Annotated in this window: 19 protein-coding genes; 3 read left to right on the forward strand and 16 right to left on the reverse strand. The window is 41.7% G+C overall.

The window, feature by feature from the left end; all coding sequences use genetic code 11:
* Positions 1 to 82: 82 nt before the first annotated feature.
* The 12 genes from JI667_RS00735 to JI667_RS00790 form a co-directional block, all read right to left on the reverse strand.
* Positions 83 to 568: a dihydrofolate reductase gene (locus JI667_RS00735; RefSeq protein ID WP_206849062.1), complete on the reverse strand. Its 486-nt coding sequence runs from the start codon at positions 566 to 568 to the stop codon at positions 83 to 85.
* Positions 565 to 1,359 (reverse strand): thymidylate synthase, encoded by a 795-nt coding sequence (locus JI667_RS00740; protein ID WP_206849064.1) that lies wholly within the window; start codon positions 1,357 to 1,359, stop codon positions 565 to 567. Before JI667_RS00740 ends, JI667_RS00735 begins: the two co-directional genes overlap by 4 nt.
* Before the next feature lie 22 nt (positions 1,360 to 1,381).
* The gene (locus tag JI667_RS00745; protein ID WP_206849065.1) at positions 1,382 to 2,071 is read right to left on the reverse strand and encodes an anthrax toxin lethal factor-related metalloendopeptidase; all 690 of its coding nucleotides are present in this window, start codon (positions 2,069 to 2,071) and stop codon (positions 1,382 to 1,384) included.
* Between the two features lie 168 nt (positions 2,072 to 2,239).
* On the reverse strand, positions 2,240 to 2,830 hold the full coding sequence (locus JI667_RS00750) for a YpjP family protein (protein WP_206849067.1): 591 nt from the start codon (positions 2,828 to 2,830) through the stop codon (positions 2,240 to 2,242).
* Between the two features lie 266 nt (positions 2,831 to 3,096).
* Positions 3,097 to 3,882 carry a class I SAM-dependent methyltransferase gene (locus JI667_RS00755; protein WP_206849069.1) on the reverse strand — a complete coding sequence of 262 codons (786 nt, stop codon included), beginning with the start codon at positions 3,880 to 3,882 and terminating at the stop codon, positions 3,097 to 3,099.
* A gap of 99 nt (positions 3,883 to 3,981) precedes the next feature.
* Positions 3,982 to 4,416, reverse strand: coding sequence for a BrxA/BrxB family bacilliredoxin (locus JI667_RS00760; RefSeq protein ID WP_206849070.1), 435 nt, complete (start codon positions 4,414 to 4,416; stop codon positions 3,982 to 3,984).
* 21 nt (positions 4,417 to 4,437) lie between these two features.
* The gene (locus JI667_RS00765; RefSeq protein ID WP_206849072.1) at positions 4,438 to 5,565 is read right to left on the reverse strand and encodes a conserved virulence factor C family protein; all 1,128 of its coding nucleotides are present in this window, start codon (positions 5,563 to 5,565) and stop codon (positions 4,438 to 4,440) included.
* A 78-nt stretch (positions 5,566 to 5,643) separates the two neighbouring features.
* Positions 5,644 to 7,530 (reverse strand): ABC-F family ATP-binding cassette domain-containing protein, encoded by a 1,887-nt coding sequence (locus JI667_RS00770; RefSeq protein WP_206849074.1) that lies wholly within the window; start codon positions 7,528 to 7,530, stop codon positions 5,644 to 5,646.
* Positions 7,527 to 8,171 (reverse strand): HD domain-containing protein, encoded by a 645-nt coding sequence (locus JI667_RS00775; protein ID WP_206849075.1) that lies wholly within the window; start codon positions 8,169 to 8,171, stop codon positions 7,527 to 7,529. Before JI667_RS00775 ends, JI667_RS00770 begins: the two co-directional genes overlap by 4 nt.
* 98 nt (positions 8,172 to 8,269) lie before the next feature.
* Positions 8,270 to 9,121: a DegV family protein gene (locus JI667_RS00780; protein WP_211201146.1), complete on the reverse strand. Its 852-nt coding sequence runs from the start codon at positions 9,119 to 9,121 to the stop codon at positions 8,270 to 8,272.
* 46 nt (positions 9,122 to 9,167) lie between these two features.
* Positions 9,168 to 9,665, reverse strand: a complete 498-nt coding sequence (locus JI667_RS00785; protein ID WP_206849077.1) for a hypothetical protein — start codon at positions 9,663 to 9,665, stop codon at positions 9,168 to 9,170.
* A gap of 28 nt (positions 9,666 to 9,693) precedes the next feature.
* Positions 9,694 to 11,385, reverse strand: coding sequence for a formate--tetrahydrofolate ligase (locus tag JI667_RS00790; RefSeq protein ID WP_206849081.1), 1,692 nt, complete (start codon positions 11,383 to 11,385; stop codon positions 9,694 to 9,696).
* A 206-nt stretch (positions 11,386 to 11,591) separates the two neighbouring features.
* On the opposite strand from JI667_RS00790, the gene JI667_RS00795 reads away from it, so the two are divergent.
* A complete protein-coding gene (locus JI667_RS00795) occupies positions 11,592 to 12,722 on the forward strand; it encodes an MGDG synthase family glycosyltransferase (RefSeq protein WP_206849082.1) in 1,131 nt (376 codons plus the stop codon).
* A gap of 193 nt (positions 12,723 to 12,915) precedes the next feature.
* On the opposite strand, the gene JI667_RS00800 is transcribed toward JI667_RS00795, so the two are convergent.
* Positions 12,916 to 13,590: a class I SAM-dependent methyltransferase gene (locus JI667_RS00800; RefSeq protein ID WP_206849084.1), complete on the reverse strand. Its 675-nt coding sequence runs from the start codon at positions 13,588 to 13,590 to the stop codon at positions 12,916 to 12,918.
* 203 nt (positions 13,591 to 13,793) lie between these two features.
* Between JI667_RS00800 and JI667_RS00805 the strand changes: the two genes are divergently transcribed.
* Positions 13,794 to 14,012, forward strand: a complete 219-nt coding sequence (locus JI667_RS00805; RefSeq protein WP_206849087.1) for a DUF3892 domain-containing protein — start codon at positions 13,794 to 13,796, stop codon at positions 14,010 to 14,012.
* 90 nt (positions 14,013 to 14,102) lie between these two features.
* On the opposite strand, the gene mntR is transcribed toward JI667_RS00805, so the two are convergent.
* A complete protein-coding gene (mntR, locus tag JI667_RS00810) occupies positions 14,103 to 14,519 on the reverse strand; it encodes a transcriptional regulator MntR (protein ID WP_206849090.1) in 417 nt (138 codons plus the stop codon).
* Positions 14,520 to 14,804: 285 nt separating this feature from the next.
* On the opposite strand from mntR, the gene cspD reads away from it, so the two are divergent.
* Positions 14,805 to 15,005 (forward strand): cold-shock protein, encoded by a 201-nt coding sequence (gene cspD / locus JI667_RS00815; protein WP_206849099.1) that lies wholly within the window; start codon positions 14,805 to 14,807, stop codon positions 15,003 to 15,005.
* Positions 15,006 to 15,056: 51 nt separating this feature from the next.
* Here cspD and JI667_RS00820 read toward each other — a convergent pair whose 3' ends face one another.
* A complete protein-coding gene (locus JI667_RS00820) occupies positions 15,057 to 15,254 on the reverse strand; it encodes a zinc-finger domain-containing protein (protein ID WP_206849101.1) in 198 nt (65 codons plus the stop codon).
* Positions 15,255 to 15,318: 64 nt separating this feature from the next.
* The gene (locus JI667_RS00825) at positions 15,319 to 16,017 is read right to left on the reverse strand and encodes a reverse transcriptase-like protein (protein ID WP_306465432.1); all 699 of its coding nucleotides are present in this window, start codon (positions 16,015 to 16,017) and stop codon (positions 15,319 to 15,321) included.
* Positions 16,018 to 16,051: the final 34 nt, after the last annotated feature.

Genomic DNA, 16,051 nt, shown 5'->3' on the forward strand with positions numbered 1-16,051 from the left:
ATGAGAAAAGCAACAATCTTTGTGAAATCAGTCTTAAAAAAAGGTGAAGCTGATTGTTATGAGCTTCACCCTAAACTATCATCTATTTTCTTTTATATACTTTGAATTCATAGTCGTAAGGGTTTTTTTCATCCTTAATCCCTTTTTCTGAAGAAAGGCAAATGAATTCTTCCCATGGAATGGAGGGCATGGTCGTATCCCCTTCAAATTCATGGTGAATTTCAGTTACATAGAGTTTCTCTACAAGGGGGATGAACTGTTTATATATTTCTCTGCCACCCACTATAAAGATTTCGTCATCTCTTTCTTCTGACCATTTCACAACTTCTTCGACAGAATGCAGAACCATGCAGCCTTCCCGCTGGAAACTTGTGTTTCTTGTCAAAATAACATTATCACGATGTGGCAAGGGCTTACCGATGGAATCGAAAGTCTTTCTGCCCATTACAATCCCATGCCCATTTGTCGTCCGCTTGAAGAACTTCAGATCCTCGGGGAGTCTCCATGGCAGCCCATTATCTTTACCGATCAGTTGATTCTGATCCATTGCCCAAATAAATGAAATCATACACTCACGGCTCCTTTAATATGAGGGTGTGGATCATACCCTTCCAGTTTGAAGTCTTCAAAGCTGAATCCGAAGATGTCTTTCACTTCAGGATTGATTGTCAGGGCCGGCAATGCTTTAGGCTCCCTTGAAAGTTGTAATTTTACTTGATCAAGGTGATTCTGATAGATATGCACGTCTCCGAATGTATGAACGAACTCTCCTGCTTCCAAATCACAAGCCTGAGCTACCATCATCGTTAATAGAGCATAAGAAGCAATGTTAAATGGAACACCAAGGAACACATCTGCAGAACGCTGATACAACTGGCAGGACAATTTTCCATCAGAAACGTAGAATTGGAACAGGCAGTGACAAGGCGGCAAAGCCATATGATTCACATCAGCTACATTCCATGCGCTGACGATCATTCGTCTTGAATCAGGATTATGCTTGATCGTATCGATGAGATTTGAAATCTGGTCGATGGTTTCTCCATTCCCACCAGACCATGATCGCCACTGATGCCCGTATACCGGTCCAAGCTCTCCCTTTTCATCGGCCCACTCATTCCATATGCGTACACCGTTGTCCTTTAGATATGCTACATTCGTATCTCCTTTTAAGAACCAGAGAAGTTCATGGATGATGGATTTCACATGCAGTTTTTTCGTTGTAACGAGAGGGAATCCCTCCTGCAAGTCGAATCGCATCTGGTAACCGAACGTACTGATTGTTCCCGTACCTGTCCGGTCCTCCTTCTTTGTACCCTTTTCCAGTACATGTTTGCACAAGTCTAAATACTGCTTCACCTTGACCACACCTTTTATAAGTTTATAATTCTTTGAAAAATTGATATGTTGCGGGTGCCTTTTCCTTTAGTAAATTCCTAGTTTCAGAATTCAAATAATACATAGCAAATGTTTCAGCAAAATATTCTTCTTTGTATTGATTGAAGTAGGGATCATCCGGGAATAAAAGGGATGCCTCCCTCTTCCATATGGGCAGGAATTCAAGCTTATAATATAGATCTGATAGGACATAACTGTCAATGCTGTGGGCAGTCTCATGAAGCTCCAAGTTATATGAGTTGTGCCCCTGTCCCTTTTTACTATGACCAATCTTAACCAATACAAGCTTGGAACCACCTATTCCGGGGAGATCATCCCACGTAATACTTTTATTAGTGTACCCTCTGGGGGTGACTCCTTTCAAGTGACTTGTCGTAGAAAAATCGGTTAATTTGTTTTGGAACAGCCTTATTTTTATATCTTTCGATTCTGCAGACTCCAACAACGGTGTCGGAATATGGTCCAGTCTCTTGATCATATCAACGGCATCTTGTTTATTATACGGTGATTCTGGTAAAAGAATCATATTTTCCAACTGCTTGCCCGATTGAAGGTGTATATACGTTTTAAGGGGAGAGTGTTTTAAGAGGGTACCGTTGTAATCGGCTTGTGTGTGGGTCCAGAGAATCAGAAGAGTGATTGGAATCAGTAGGATAATGAAGGTTCGTTTCACTATAATCCTCCCTCCCTCCCTTCCTTTCAGGAAATATCCCTCGTCCTATTCTTTACTATTTTACCATAATGATAGATGGGGTTATAGGAAAGGTTGTTTCCAATATTAAAACGTCGACATAAAAAAACAAGCACGTTCAACCACGTACTTGCTTTGTTTAAATTTAGGTCAGGACACACTCATCCATTGAGGAGGGGTATTTTTATCCCAGTAAATGCTTCCCAGTTCATGGTGTGCATGGAATTTGTCGTGCGCCGTATGATAGTGAAAATTGAAATAGTAACCATCCTTTGGAGGATGATCTTTTCTTACATGAAATCGAATGATGTCTTCACCTGAGCGCTCGTCATATATATGAAAAATCTTTTCGGTTTTGGCATATTGAGGTACTTCTGAAATGGTAAGTGACGTTAAGTCTTCTTCTGGAAATTGTGCTGCTGTATCTTCTATCGCTCTTTCGATATTAGGAAGGATCAATGATCTGAACTCGTCTTCAATGAACGGCTTGATCTTTGTCCCAAACTTTTCATATGCATTTTTTTCAGCTTGTACCAGCATAGTCTCTAAAAATTCATCATGGGTTAGGACCGGTTCTTCTTCTCCTGACTCCTCGGGAGTCGCTTCAACGGAAGAAGGCTTGCCATTATTCTTCGCAAGGGCATGATTTTCTTCATTCAGAAAGGGTTGTGAAGGAGATACAAGTCCGAATGTCAGAATGGATAGTAGTACAAAAAACGATTTCTTGAGCCAAATCGACATAGATAACGTCCTTTCCTATGTATTACGTCTATTATTATACTACTTCTTACGAATAAAAAGTGAAAAAGGTTTCATTTTTTTGTAGGATATTAAAATCTTTCTGTGGTAGTATATTAATGAGGATACTTTGTAAGGAGGATAACTAAATGGATACTGGAATTATGATCAATATCGGATACATACTTCTGTTAGGTTATTTTATTGTACTGGGATTCACTGATTAATACTTATGAGATTAGACAGGCAATGGATGCCTGTCTATTTTATTAGGTCTTCTTTAAGTCAATCAACCCAAAATGAAACTTGGCGGATGGCCTTTTCAATACTTCGAAACCCATCTCTTCAAAAAGAGGGGACTGATAGTGTTCTTTTAATACTACACGATTTTTGGCCACCCTCTTCGCTTCTTCAATCCCTTCTTTTGTAACTCCTGTATAACTTGCCCATTGTCTGATAGGGTTGATTCCATGAGAATCGGCCAACGCTTCTTCAAACATCGGATCCAAATAAACGACATCGAAAGCGTCGTCGGGAATCTTCTTTAATTCTTCCTGAAATTGTCCGTTGAGGACGGTGATTCGATTCATCGCGCTATTTAATGCTTGAAGTGGAGATACCCATTCCTTCAATCCATGTGTGAGGATATGCGAAATATACTTATTGGCTTCAATGCCGGTTACATTCCCCGCTTCCCCAACAATATGACTGGCGATGATACTATCTGAAGCAAGCCCCAGTGTACAGTCGAGAAAGGTCATCCCTTCTTTCAGTCCGGCCGCTTCAATGAGTGGATCTGTCTCTCCCCGCATGAGCCTTTTGATTCGGAATGAGGCTGAATTAGGGTGAAAAAAGAATGGCTCGCCTTTCCCTTCCCTCGTATGCAGCTCCAACCGTTCTTTGCCGATGACGAGACAATCCTGGTCGGTGTTCTCCATATGGGAACGAATCGATCTTTTCTTTCGCGGGACATAAGGAATGGAAAGAGTATTCGCTGCCTGCTGCGCTTTTTCTATTACGCTCTGATTTGCTCTTCCACAAGTCGTGACAAACACTTGTTGATTCTCCTTTGATCTTACATTATTTTCATTTCCTTAACTATCATTATAAAGGAGCGGGCGAAAGAGTCACCCGCTCCCAATTAAACTATTCAATTAGCAGTGTTCGTTAAATGCGGTCACCAGATTCGAAATGATAGAGGAAATATCGTGGTCTTCGATTTCTTCTCTAGGAATAAAGTGAACGACTTTGTTTCCTTTCAGCAGAGCCATGGACGGTGAAGAGGGTTCATACACCTCGAAATATTCCCTCATCTTGGCAGTCGCTTCCTTATCCTGACCGGCGAATACCGTGACAAGATCATCCGGGGTTTTCTCATTATTCATGACGGATTGGGTTGCAGCTGGTCTTGCAAGGCCGGCTGCACATCCACAAACAGAGTTTACGACAACAAGGGTCGTCCCTTCTGCTTTCTCCATATAATTTGTGACTTCTTCTTCAGTGCCAAGCTCCTTGAATCCGGCTTGTGTCAGTTCCTGCCTCATTGGCGTAACCAACTGTCTCATATATTCTTCATATGCCATAGACATGTATCATCATTCCTTTCCTTTTTATTGGTTCCGTGCCTCAGTCATTTGTTTCCAAACAGACCCTTTTGCTTCTTCGCCGCCTTCGATTCGTTCAATCGCCATTTTGACCTGAAGCTTCACTTCAAATTCAGGATCATTTTCCACCTCTTTTAAACCAGGAAGGGCAGAGGAATCCCCGACCTCATATAGGAACATTGCGGCGCGCCATCTAACCAGTTTGCTCTTATCTTTCAATGCCTGAATCATTTCCGGGATGGCATCCTTAAATCCTAAATCAGAGAGGCAATCACCAGCCGTTCTCCTCACCGTTACCGATTTATCGTGCAGTCCCTTGTACAGTAATGGAAGGACTTTTACATTTTCTATCATTCCCAGGTACACAACAGCCAATCGGCGGATGGATACTTTCTCATCTCCAAGAGCTTTCTCTAATAGAGGTAAATCATCCAAAGTCGGATCCTCCATTGAATCAAGCTTTTGATATCTTGTTTGCCAATCAGGTGCTGCAAAATCCGAGACGTTCACCTTCTGCTTTCTCTTGTATATGATCGGCCCTTTTGAGTCGGTCGCTTCTTGTGCATCACTGACTATAGCTGCAAGCCTTTCAGAAGGGTATGCCGCAACAAGTTCTTCCGTCACATTATGACCAATCTCGTCCAAGTCTCCGTACCTGATGCCGTAATCCTTCCACTTCCGGAGAAGGACGACATTATCCCCTTCTTTTTGAGCATTACCGATCGCTTCAAGGAAAGGCGCTGGAAGTGAAAACCGCTTTTCTTGTTCACCGTCTGTCACTTTGACCTGCATTGGGACCCCTTTGAACATTTGTACACTGACATTCACTTCACCGAAGTGTTCTTCCATGGGAGATTCACTTTCCTGCTTGCTGGCATCTTCACCGAATGCTTCCCTTACCTTTGGCAGAAGCTCTTGCCAATCAAATTTAGCGTTTCTTTCAACAGCTAAGAAATCCGAAACATGGTAGACTCCCTTTATTCCGTCAATGGACAAAATGTCTTTAATGACAGGAGGTGCTCCCTCAGCTTCATCCTTTTTATAATTATTGCTCTTCCCGGCTTTCAATTCCTGATCAAGAAGAACTTTCATCGTATTGGGACTTGGAGTTGGTTCAATCGATAATATCTTCAAGCTTTTTACCCCTTTCAATTAACAATTCATATACTGTTCATTCTAACACAGTATGTGCGATGCCTTAAATGAAGTGGCCTATTCAGCAAATTCAGCTAGGTATGTCCACCTTTCAATGAGCTTTTCCAAATCCTCATTGAGCTTTTCACTCTCGTTCATCAGCTCTTGTGCCCGCTCGAAGTTGCTGCCGACACTTTGTAATTCTGCATTTGCTTCTTCAATTCTTTTTTCGATATCGGACATCTTATCATCGATTTCATCCCACTCTCTTTTCTCCATATAAGAGAGTCGTTTTTTCTCTTTTTCTTTGCCTTCTTTAACAGGTAAGGACTCCGCCTTCTTCTCTGTCTCCTGCTTCTTACTCTTCAGTTCATTTTTTTCCAGATATTCCGTGTATTCTCCGTAGTATAAATCGATCTCCGCTTCTCCATTAAAAACCAGCAATTGTTCTGCCGTTTTATCCAAAAAATATCGATCATGGGAAACGGTAATCACTACTCCGGTGAATTCATTGATATAATCTTCCAGTACTGTAAGGGTTTCTGTATCTAAATCGTTCGTAGGTTCATCAAGTAACAGTACATTGGGTTTTGACATTAAGAGCTTCAACAAAAAAAGCCTTCTTTTCTCCCCGCCGGAAAGCTTACGGATCAACGTCCCATGGGTGCTCATAGGGAATAGGAACCTCTCCAGCATCGATGTTACAGAGATCTGTTCTCCCTTATCCGTTGTAATATACTCTCCTGCTTCCCTAATATACTCAATCATACGCATATTCTCATCAAGCTCTTCATGACCTTGGGTATAGTAGGCAACCTTAACGGTCTGCCCTTTCGACAACCCGCCTTCAGTGAGCACATCGGTGCCTGCAAGGAGATTGAGGAACGTAGATTTTCCGCTCCCGTTTTTCCCCACTATCCCGATGCGGTCTTTAGGCTTGATGAGAAAGGAGAAATTGTCCAGTATTATTTTGTCTTCAAACCGTTTGGATGCGTTTTTGAACTCATAGACCTGTTTTCCTAAACGATTTCCACCAATCGCCATATCAACCTGTCCGTTAGATGGGCCGGAATTCATCGTATCCTCAAGGTGTTCAAATCGTTGGATACGGGCCTTTTGTTTAGTGGATCGGGCTTTTGCTCCCCTTCTCATCCACGCGAGCTCCCGGCGATATAGATTCTGCTGCTTTTCGGATAATTGGCGCTCGGTCTCTTCCCTGGAGGCTTTTGCCTCGATAAATGAAGCATAATTCCCTTTATAGGCATACAGGCTGCCCCCATCCAGTTCAAAGATTCGATTCGTGACTTTATCAAGGAAATAACGATCATGGGTTACGAGCATGACAGATCCATTATACTTCCCTAAATAATCCTCAAGCCATTTGATGGACTGATAATCCAGATGGTTGGTAGGTTCATCCAAGATTAATAAATCAGGAGTCTCAATGAGGACACCTGCAAGTGCCACTCTCTTTTTTTGACCCCCGGATAATTCTTTCATTTTCTTACCGAAATCCTGGATGCCAAGCTTGGTTAAAATGGCCTTCGCATTTGCACTTGCATCCCATGCGTTAAGGATATCCATTTGTTTTTGCGCTTCAAATAAGTCCTCTTGCACCCGGGTATCTTCGGGATTTCCCTCCATATCCATAAGAGCCATTTCATAATTCCTCATAGCTCCGATGATTTTCGCTTCACCCCGGAAAACTTGCTGAAGCACGGTCAATTCTCCGTCAAAGGCAGGTTCCTGTTGAAGGTACGAAATATGATAGTCGTTCGGCATTGTGAGTTCCCCTGTATCACATTCTTCCATGCCGGCAATCAGTTTCAATAAACTTGACTTACCCGTACCGTTCACTCCGATCAGTCCGACTCTTTCCTTTTCTGTAATAGAAAAGGATATATCTTTGAACAGAGTTTTCTCTCCATAGGTTTTAGAAAGATTCTCAGCTGTAAACATTCTCATTCTTGACCAGTCCATTCTCTATTAAATTGCTCTAGAAACCGCAGCAAGAAATCATGGCGTTCTTCGGCCAATGCCCTACCTGTTTCTGTGCACATCAAGTCTTTCAATTTCAATAATTTTTCATAAAAATGATGGATGCTCGAACTATCACCATTTCTGTATTCATCGATGCTCATATTCGTTCTTTCCTCAAAATCAGGATTATAGATCGATCTGCCTTTTCTGCCTCCATAAGCAAATGTTCTGGCGATACCTATGGCACCAAGCGCATCCAGGCGATCAGCATCCCTTACGATTTTTGCTTCTATGGAAGTCAGCTCGGCTTCATGACCACCTTTATATGAGATGGAAAAAATGATGGATTTCAGTTGTGAACTCTCGCTTTCACTAAGTGGAAGTCGTGATAGGAGATGATCGAGCTTTTTCTTACCTTCCATTTCTTCTATGAATTTCTCGTCCGGCACATCGTGAAGCAATGATGCCAATTCAATGATATATGTATCGGAAACCTGCTCTCCCCTGGCAATTCTTAGAGCCTGTTTCCTTACTCGCTCCAAATGGTACCAATCGTGTCCCGTTGCCTCACCAAGGTACTCGTGCTTCAAATATTCTATGATATGGTCCAGCTCTTTTCGATCCATATTTCCACCCTTTCCTCCATTGTACCAAAGATGTATTATTATCAGAATAAAAAGGAGTGGATGCTTGATTCTTCACATCACTCCTTTGTCCATTCGAATCATTCGTTCTCCGCAACAAACCAGCTTATCCCTATCGTGTTTTCACCAGCATGTACGCCGATCACAGCACCGAGTGGGTATGCACCAAATTCAATTCCTGGATACTTGGATTGCAACTCTACCATCCACTCTGTCGCCTCTTCACGATTTAACCCATGCAATATAGATACTTTCCTTACGCCTTTCTCTGCAATAGCCATCTCCAAACGTTGACTCATACTGGAAAGGCCTTTCTTTATGCTTCTTACTTTGTCCTTTACATGGAGTTTCCCCTCTTCAATGGAAAGCATGGGTTTTATTTTCAGTACGCTTCCCAGGAAGAATGAGAGACCGCCCATCCGTCCACTTTTATGAAGCTGTTCAAGACTTCCCACCATCACGAAGGTTTCGCAATCGGTGATTTTATCTTCAATGGCATCTTTAATCTGATTCGGATCCTTTCCTTCCCTAAGTAACCGCTGCCCATAGTGAATCAATTCCGATAAAGGGTTGGAAAGAATTTTCGAATCAATACAGATGATATTTGGTATCGTGTCCTTTAATAATTCCGCTGCCTGATGGGCAGATGAGTAGGTTCCGCTGAAATGGGATGAAACATGGATGGAAATGATATAATCATATTCCCCTGATAGCTGTTCAAATAACTCCTTAAAGGTGCCGATCGAAGGCTGGGAGGTTTTGACCTCCGCCTTCGAATCTCTAAGTTTTGCAAACAAGTCTTCGGGTGACAGGTCTATTCCGTCCTGATACTCCCTCTCCCCGAAGATGATGCTCATTGGTACCACAAAGATATCATATTTTCCACTGTCCGGAACATAAGCAGTGCTATCCGTTACCCAGGCTATCCTCATTATTAAAATCCCCTTTTTTCTGTATATATATGAGCTCTTTTACCCTCTAGAAGTCCTTTCGGTCAAGCTGTTTCAACGTTTCTACAGTGAATGCTATCATTTGCAGAACATCATCTACCATTTCCTCGGTTATCACCCGGTCAAAGGTTAGGACCCCCTCGTATGTAGTTGGGTTCTTAGAGGAATTCACTTCTTTCCATTCCCATTGTTTATCTTTTCCCCAAGCTTCCATGAGGAGATGGCGATTATGAAGAATTATTTCCTCCCCTTTGTAAACAACTTGGATGTCCGCACCTGCAGTGTTCTTTTTGGTCATCTGATGCCTTTCTGCAAGGAAATGTCCCATATCCGCCCTCATATGAAACTCTACAACACAAGATTTCTTAGATGGTAACGAATAATGGATTTGATAGCATCTTTCATATCGGGCGAAATCAAACAAGTCCTTGCGATCCACTATTTGAATTTCCCCTGTCAGATCAAGATCGTATACCGCTCCTTCAAAGACTACTTTTAAGTTATCAAAAGCTGTCGGGTCAAACATATTCTCCTCTCCTTCCTCTTACCAATCGTTAGAATAGACCGATTGCCCGTCCTTCTTCATCCACATCCATTCCATAGGCTGCCGGTTTCTTTGGAAGCCCAGGCATCGTCATTACTTCCCCTGTCAGTGCCACGATGAATCCAGCTCCGATTTTCGGCTTCAGCTCACGTATCGTAATGATAAAATCCTCAGGTCGTCCAACTTTTGCCGGATCATCGGAAAGGGAATATTGGGTTTTGGCCATACAGATAGGGAGTACGCCCCAGTCAAGGCCTTCAAACTCGTCCAGCTGTTTTTTCGCTTTGACGGTATAGTCTACCCCGCTTGCACCATATACCTTTTTCGCAATGGTATCAATTTTTGAATGCAGGGAATCAGACAGCTCATAGAGGGGGGTGAATTCTTTCTTGTTACTCTCTATTTCATGTAATACCTTCTGTGCTAAATCGATTCCCCCCTCTCCACCTTTAGCCCAGACATCGGTCAGTGAAACCGCAACCCCCTGGTTTTCACACCAGTTGATCAGGGAGGCGATTTCCATATCACTGTCTGTCACAAACCGGTTGACAGCAACGACAAACGGAAGATTGAAGTGTTCCAATGTTTCCATATGCTTTTTCAAGTTGGATAAACCTTTCAGGAGGGCTTCTAAATCTTCTGAATGGAGTTCTCCCTTAGGTTGCCCCCCGTGCATTTTCAAAGCCCGTATGGTTGCAACAAGAACAACGGCATCAGGAGCTATGTCTGCAGCCCTGGTTTTGATGTTCAGGAATTTCTCCGCTCCCAAGTCGGCACCGAACCCGGATTCAGTGACTACATAATCGGCCATTTTCATAGCTGTTTTCGTAGCCATGATGCTGTTACAACCGTGGGCAATATTCGCAAAAGGACCTCCGTGAATAAGGGCAGGGGAATGCTCCATCGTCTGTACGAGGTTAGGCTTCAATGCATCCTTCAGCAACAACGTCAATGCACCTTCCACTCCAAGATCCTCCACCGTTATAGGTTGTTTTGACGTGTTATAGGCAACCACCATCTGACCCAGTCTTCTTTTTAATTCTCCCAGACTCTCCGATAAACACAGTACGGCCATTATCTCAGACGCCACAGAGATATCAAATCCGTCTTCCCTTGGAACCCCTTGTACAGGGCCTCCTAATCCTACAATGATTTGACGAAGAGCACGATCATTCATATCGATGGCCCGCTTCCATACCACTCTTCTTTGGTCGATATTTAATTCATTTCCTTGATGAATATGATTGTCCACTAACGCAGCCAGTGCATTATTGGCTGTGGAAATGGCATGTATATCACCTGTAAAGTGCAGGTTAATATCCTCCATTGGAAGCACTTGTGAATAACCGCCACCCGTTGCGCCGCCTTTTATCCCCATCGTCGGGCCAAGGGAAGGCTCCCTCATGGCGATGATGGTTTTCTTATTTAGTTGGTTCAAGGCATCCCCAAGTCCCACTGTCACCGTAGACTTCCCTTCACCCGCAGGTGTTGGATTAATGGAGGTGACAAGGATTAATTTTCCTTGGGAATGGTCTTTCAATTTATGTATCGCTTCAAAGGAAATTTTCCCTTTGTATTTTCCATAAAGTTCAATGTCATCTTCTACAAGTCCTATTCTTTCTGCGATTTCCAGGATGGGCTTGAGAGTGGATCCCTGAGCAATCTCAATATCCGATTTCACTTTCTTCTTCGTTGTTGTCATGTTCCTTCACCCTCTAATATTTATATTTAGCGTTAACGGCATATCCTGTGCGGCTAGTTATTCTTTACAAAAAATCATGTTTAACCATAAACAACCTTTACAATCACTTTGTAATCTTATCCTATAGTGTTTCTTTATTTTACACTATAAATGAATTCTTTTGTTCGAATCTCACCACCATTTTGCCTTTGATTGGAGGAAAAAACTTGAGACAAGAGAAGCCCGTTCTCATACTGACTGCACACTTTGGTGAAGGTCATATCCAAGCGGCAGAGACTCTTGCTGACGCTTTCGAACAACAAGGCAGGAACTCATACATCTGTGACTTATATGGAGAAGCCTACCCTGCCGTTCATTCATTGGCTCAACATTTGTTGAAAAAAGGATATTCTAGATTCGGCACTCCATTTTATAAAGCGTTTTATTATGGGACAGACAAACTCTCTTCCAAGGGATTAAGTTATTTTTATCAACACTTAGGCAAAAAAAGGCTGTTAAGATTGATTGAAACCTATTTACCATCTTTAATTGTAACGACATTCCCACTACATGCAGCACCATATTTACGTCTTCGACCTTCCTTTAACATACCTACATATACCGTTATCACCGATTACTGTGCACACCCGTTATGGATACATCCAATGATTGAGAAATATTACGTGGCAAGCGAGCATGTAAAGAGGACCTTGCTCCTTTACGGAGTAGACCACAAGAAGATCGTCGTCAGCGGTTTACCCATCAGATCAACATTCCAGCATAGGTATGAAATGGATTATAAAGAATTCGGTCTATCACCGGCCCGTAAAACCGTCACCTTGATGGGGGGTGGTCTTGGTTTGATTCCTAATATTGGACCTATACTGACATCCCTAGCCCGAAATCATGACCTACAGATTGTTGTCGTGTGTGGGAGGAATGATCAGCTTTTTTCCCGTTTAAAAACGTTTGTGACATTCCCCAATGTTCATATCTACGGGTATGTATCCCGGATAGAAAAACTTTACTCGTTAACAGATTGCCTGGTTACAAAGTCAGGGGCACTATCCCTAACGGAAGCAGCGTCTTATAAACTCCCGATCATCCTATTCAAACCGGCACCAGGGCAGGAGAATGAAAATGCCAACTACTTCCTTCAAAGGGGGGCAGCCCTAACGTATACATCCAACAAGGATTTCAAGGAGAATATCTACCGTTGTTTATACGATAAAAATATCAGAGATTCATTATCTAAAAATGTATATTCTGTTTATAAAGATCATGCCGGCCCCTTCATCATAGGTGATATCCTTCTTCATGAACAAAAAAAGAGTTATGCAATAGAAAGGAGAATGTGACGTGGAGTCATCAACAAATCTTTATCAGGACTGGCCCGGGTTCATTGGCATCCCTGGATCCATCCCACCAGAAACGTTATGCAGGCTGGTTTCATCATCCTACGCAGTTTAAACGAATCAAAACAGAAAAGGCAAATAAACTGAATAAAAAAGAAGTTGATCGACCCGAACTTTACTGGATCGATCAACTTCTTTATTTTTGGAACATAAACAGTGACGTAAATGTCAAAGCCTGCTTCAATTCATTTGAAAGAGTGTCTGCAACTGTTGGGTTCACACCTTTTTTGTAGATCCATTCTTCACCAATTTTCTTCCATCCTATGTCATCCGCCAGCTTCTCCAACTCCCATGGCATCATTGTATTACAAATCACCTCTTCACCATGAAGACGTGCATATGCATTTTCCCTCGGGTGAGCTGTTGGGCCCAAGAGGCCGATACAAATGTATCCATCTTCCGGAAGCACACGCCCTATCTCCTTCAGTGTGTGCAATGGGTTTTCCGTCCATTCTATTGAATTGATCGCCATGACAGCATCAAATTGACCATCATCAAATGGAAGTGAGCGAAGATCTCCCTGTACGAATGATAACGTTTCCCTCTCTTGCTTTCTCGCAATGTCTACCATATTTTGAGAAAAATCCAAGCCTGTCACAACGAATCCTTTATTATATAGAAGGTATGAGCCATATCCGTCGCCGCAGCCTAAATCTGCAACGGTTTTCACATTTTCTGTATACTCACTAAAGAAAGGGATGACAGCCTTTCTGCTTCCACTTGTCCACATTTCAACACTCTTTGAATGCCAATGATCTGCATTATTCTCCCAGCGGGTTTTGGCACTTGTATGCCATTCTGAACTTTTCATACGTACACCTCAATATTTTTTGTCTATTTATCTATATTCTCAATCCACAACTGAAATCCTTCTTTTTTCTACTCGATAAAATTCGCCAAAATGGATAAATAATAATATTATGTAAACTTATCTGTTCATTCATGTTCTGCTTATGCTTTCCTTCTGATTTGTTCATACTAAGCTTATAGAATGAATATGAAAGGTGAGGTCATATGGAAGGAATATCGAAAGTGCAGCGAAATTATCATGGAGACATCATAAGTTTCCAAACTAGTTCAGGCAGAATTATTTCCTATCGAAAAGCTGTACTGGAAGCCTCTGAAGGATTACTTCAGGGAGTGACTTTATATGAAAATGAATGGGGCGAAACGGAATTAACCAGTATGATGGTCGATGACGGAAGTTTTAATGATTATCCTACCATTTTTTAATTCAGATACCGCCTAAAAAGGCCTCTCATGATTGAAAGGCCTTTTGTTCATGACTGTCTATTCGTCTTGTAAGGACGTGAAGAATGGATTTTACTCACTTCTGTTTTGAATCGTTCTCAGCCCTTCTACCCTGTCCTTTTCTTCTTCGAAAAATTGTACTAGATCTCCAATACGGTCTATGGAATCCCAGCTAAGATGATGTTCGATTCCTTCCACATCTTCATAAATATGTTCTTCTTTCACACCAATCACACGAAGGAATTGTTCTAAAAGTTCATGTCTGTATACTAAACGCTTTCCTACTTTATTTCCTTTTGGAGTCAGAACCAGTCCCCGATATTTCTCGTAAATGAGGTAATCATCCTTATCTAACTTCTGCACCATTTTGGTAACTGAGGAGGGGTGGACAGATAAAGCTTCTGCAATATCCGATACTCTGGCATAACCTTTATTCTCAATTAACATGTAAATCTGTTCTATATAATCTTCCATACTTGGTGTAGGCATTCTTTACCCTCCAAATTCCCATAAATATCATTAAAAGTTTACTATAACTACAGAGTGAATACAACCCAGTCCCACCAGACGTCTTGTATCCATAAGGCACGGCCAAATACAATTCCTTTAAGATAAATGACAAATGTTGACTCGAAAAACTTCATATTGTATAGTAAAGACATCATTGAAATGGATGATTTTCATGCTTACTCTTAAGCCCTGAGGATCCATCATTTCATGAAAACTATTTTCCACAGGCACAGATGTGCCCGAACGATTTAGGAGGATTCTAACATGCAAAACGGTAAAGTAAAATGGTTTAACAACGAAAAAGGCTTTGGATTCATCGAAGTTGAAGGCGGAGAAGATGTATTCGTTCACTTCTCAGCGATTCAAGGTGAAGGGTTCAAATCATTAGAAGAAGGTCAAGAAGTTTCTTTTGAAGTTGTTGAAGGAAACCGCGGACCACAGGCAGCAAACGTAGTTAAATTATAATTGTACAAAACAATAGATCAAACATAAAAGGCAGCCATTCCTGGCTGCCTTTTATGTTTGATGCGCATCCTTCCTCTTCAATCGTTCTCCGTACTGTCGAATTTGTTCGCCAATGGTGCATTGTTCTATGCAAAAGCGGTGTGCATAGGTTTTGCCGTACTCTTTACGAAAATGTGCTTTAAGTAAGCAATCGTTACAATAGGTGTCAACAAGTTCATCCACTCTATCCACCACTTCTTTTCGATTCATGAAATCACTCCTAGAATTATAACAGTGTTCGTTTTATTTATAGAGTATATAATACACGGTGAAATTATTCTAACCGTTTGTTACTGTGAACCTTTGTACCCTGCAATGCCTGGTTGGCGAGCTTGTCGGCTTCTTTATTGTCTTTCCTGCCCAGGATAATGAGCTCGGGTTTCAGACCAAGCCTAAGGATACGTGCTTCAATCCTGTCAAGCCACCTGTTTAACCCTTCTTCATAACTTGGCCATTCTCCCTCCAACTGTTTCATCACCACTTGGGAATCCCCCTTAATTATACAAGGAACATTTTTCACCCCGATTTCTTCTAGGAGATCAAGGGCAATATGTAATGCTGCGTATTCTGCTTCATTATTGTTTTCGATATCCTTTAGGAGTTCATTTCTCCTGATTCGAAAAGATTCCCCGCCTTTATCATAATAGATGACAATTCCGGCACCTGCATAATTCGTTTCCTTATCATACCCACCGTCAAAGAACACTACGATGTTTTCTGGTTCTTTCTCCAACTCCTGATTCAATCTGAGGAACTCTTTCCTTGTCCATGTACTCCCCATTTCATCTACAATTTCAAGTTCAATAACTCTTCCTGTTTTCATAAGATCCTCCACATGAATCATGGTTTCTTTCCGTGGAAAATAATTGGATTCAAACCATAAATTTGAAGCCATTTTACTCTTATATTTAAATTTGATTTTCATTTCCATCGTCATCCACTCCGTTTTCTCCATTTTATTGTTCAAAATCATTTTTCTTTGTATAATGAGGACTATTGTTTCATTC

It is taken from the genome of Bacillus sp. NTK074B (genome assembly GCF_017303375.1).
Classification (GTDB): Bacteria; Bacillota; Bacilli; order Bacillales; family Bacillaceae_B; genus Rossellomorea.

What these genes read in the sequence shown, in the direction of transcription:
- JI667_RS00820 (WP_206849101.1), bottom strand. Translation starts at nt 15,254, where the DNA reads ATGAATCGAAAAGAAGTGGTGGATAGAGTGGATGAACTTGTTGACACC.
- mntR (WP_206849090.1), bottom strand. Translation starts at nt 14,519, where the DNA reads ATGCCTACACCAAGTATGGAAGATTATATAGAACAGATTTACATGTTA.
- JI667_RS00790 (WP_206849081.1), bottom strand. Translation starts at nt 11,385, where the DNA reads ATGACAACAACGAAGAAGAAAGTGAAATCGGATATTGAGATTGCTCAG.
- JI667_RS00800 (WP_206849084.1), bottom strand. Translation starts at nt 13,590, where the DNA reads ATGAAAAGTTCAGAATGGCATACAAGTGCCAAAACCCGCTGGGAGAAT.
- JI667_RS00780 (WP_211201146.1), bottom strand. Translation starts at nt 9,121, where the DNA reads ATGAGGATAGCCTGGGTAACGGATAGCACTGCTTATGTTCCGGACAGT.
- JI667_RS00785 (WP_206849077.1), bottom strand. Translation starts at nt 9,665, where the DNA reads ATGTTTGACCCGACAGCTTTTGATAACTTAAAAGTAGTCTTTGAAGGA.
- JI667_RS00760 (WP_206849070.1), bottom strand. Translation starts at nt 4,416, where the DNA reads ATGTCTATGGCATATGAAGAATATATGAGACAGTTGGTTACGCCAATG.
- JI667_RS00805 (WP_206849087.1), top strand. Translation starts at nt 13,794, where the DNA reads ATGGAAGGAATATCGAAAGTGCAGCGAAATTATCATGGAGACATCATA.
- cspD (WP_206849099.1), top strand. Translation starts at nt 14,805, where the DNA reads ATGCAAAACGGTAAAGTAAAATGGTTTAACAACGAAAAAGGCTTTGGA.
- JI667_RS00735 (WP_206849062.1), bottom strand. Translation starts at nt 568, where the DNA reads ATGATTTCATTTATTTGGGCAATGGATCAGAATCAACTGATCGGTAAA.
- JI667_RS00775 (WP_206849075.1), bottom strand. Translation starts at nt 8,171, where the DNA reads ATGGATCGAAAAGAGCTGGACCATATCATAGAATATTTGAAGCACGAG.
- JI667_RS00825 (WP_306465432.1), bottom strand. Translation starts at nt 16,017, where the DNA reads ATGATTTTGAACAATAAAATGGAGAAAACGGAGTGGATGACGATGGAA.
- JI667_RS00770 (WP_206849074.1), bottom strand. Translation starts at nt 7,530, where the DNA reads ATGAGAATGTTTACAGCTGAGAATCTTTCTAAAACCTATGGAGAGAAA.
- JI667_RS00750 (WP_206849067.1), bottom strand. Translation starts at nt 2,830, where the DNA reads ATGTCGATTTGGCTCAAGAAATCGTTTTTTGTACTACTATCCATTCTG.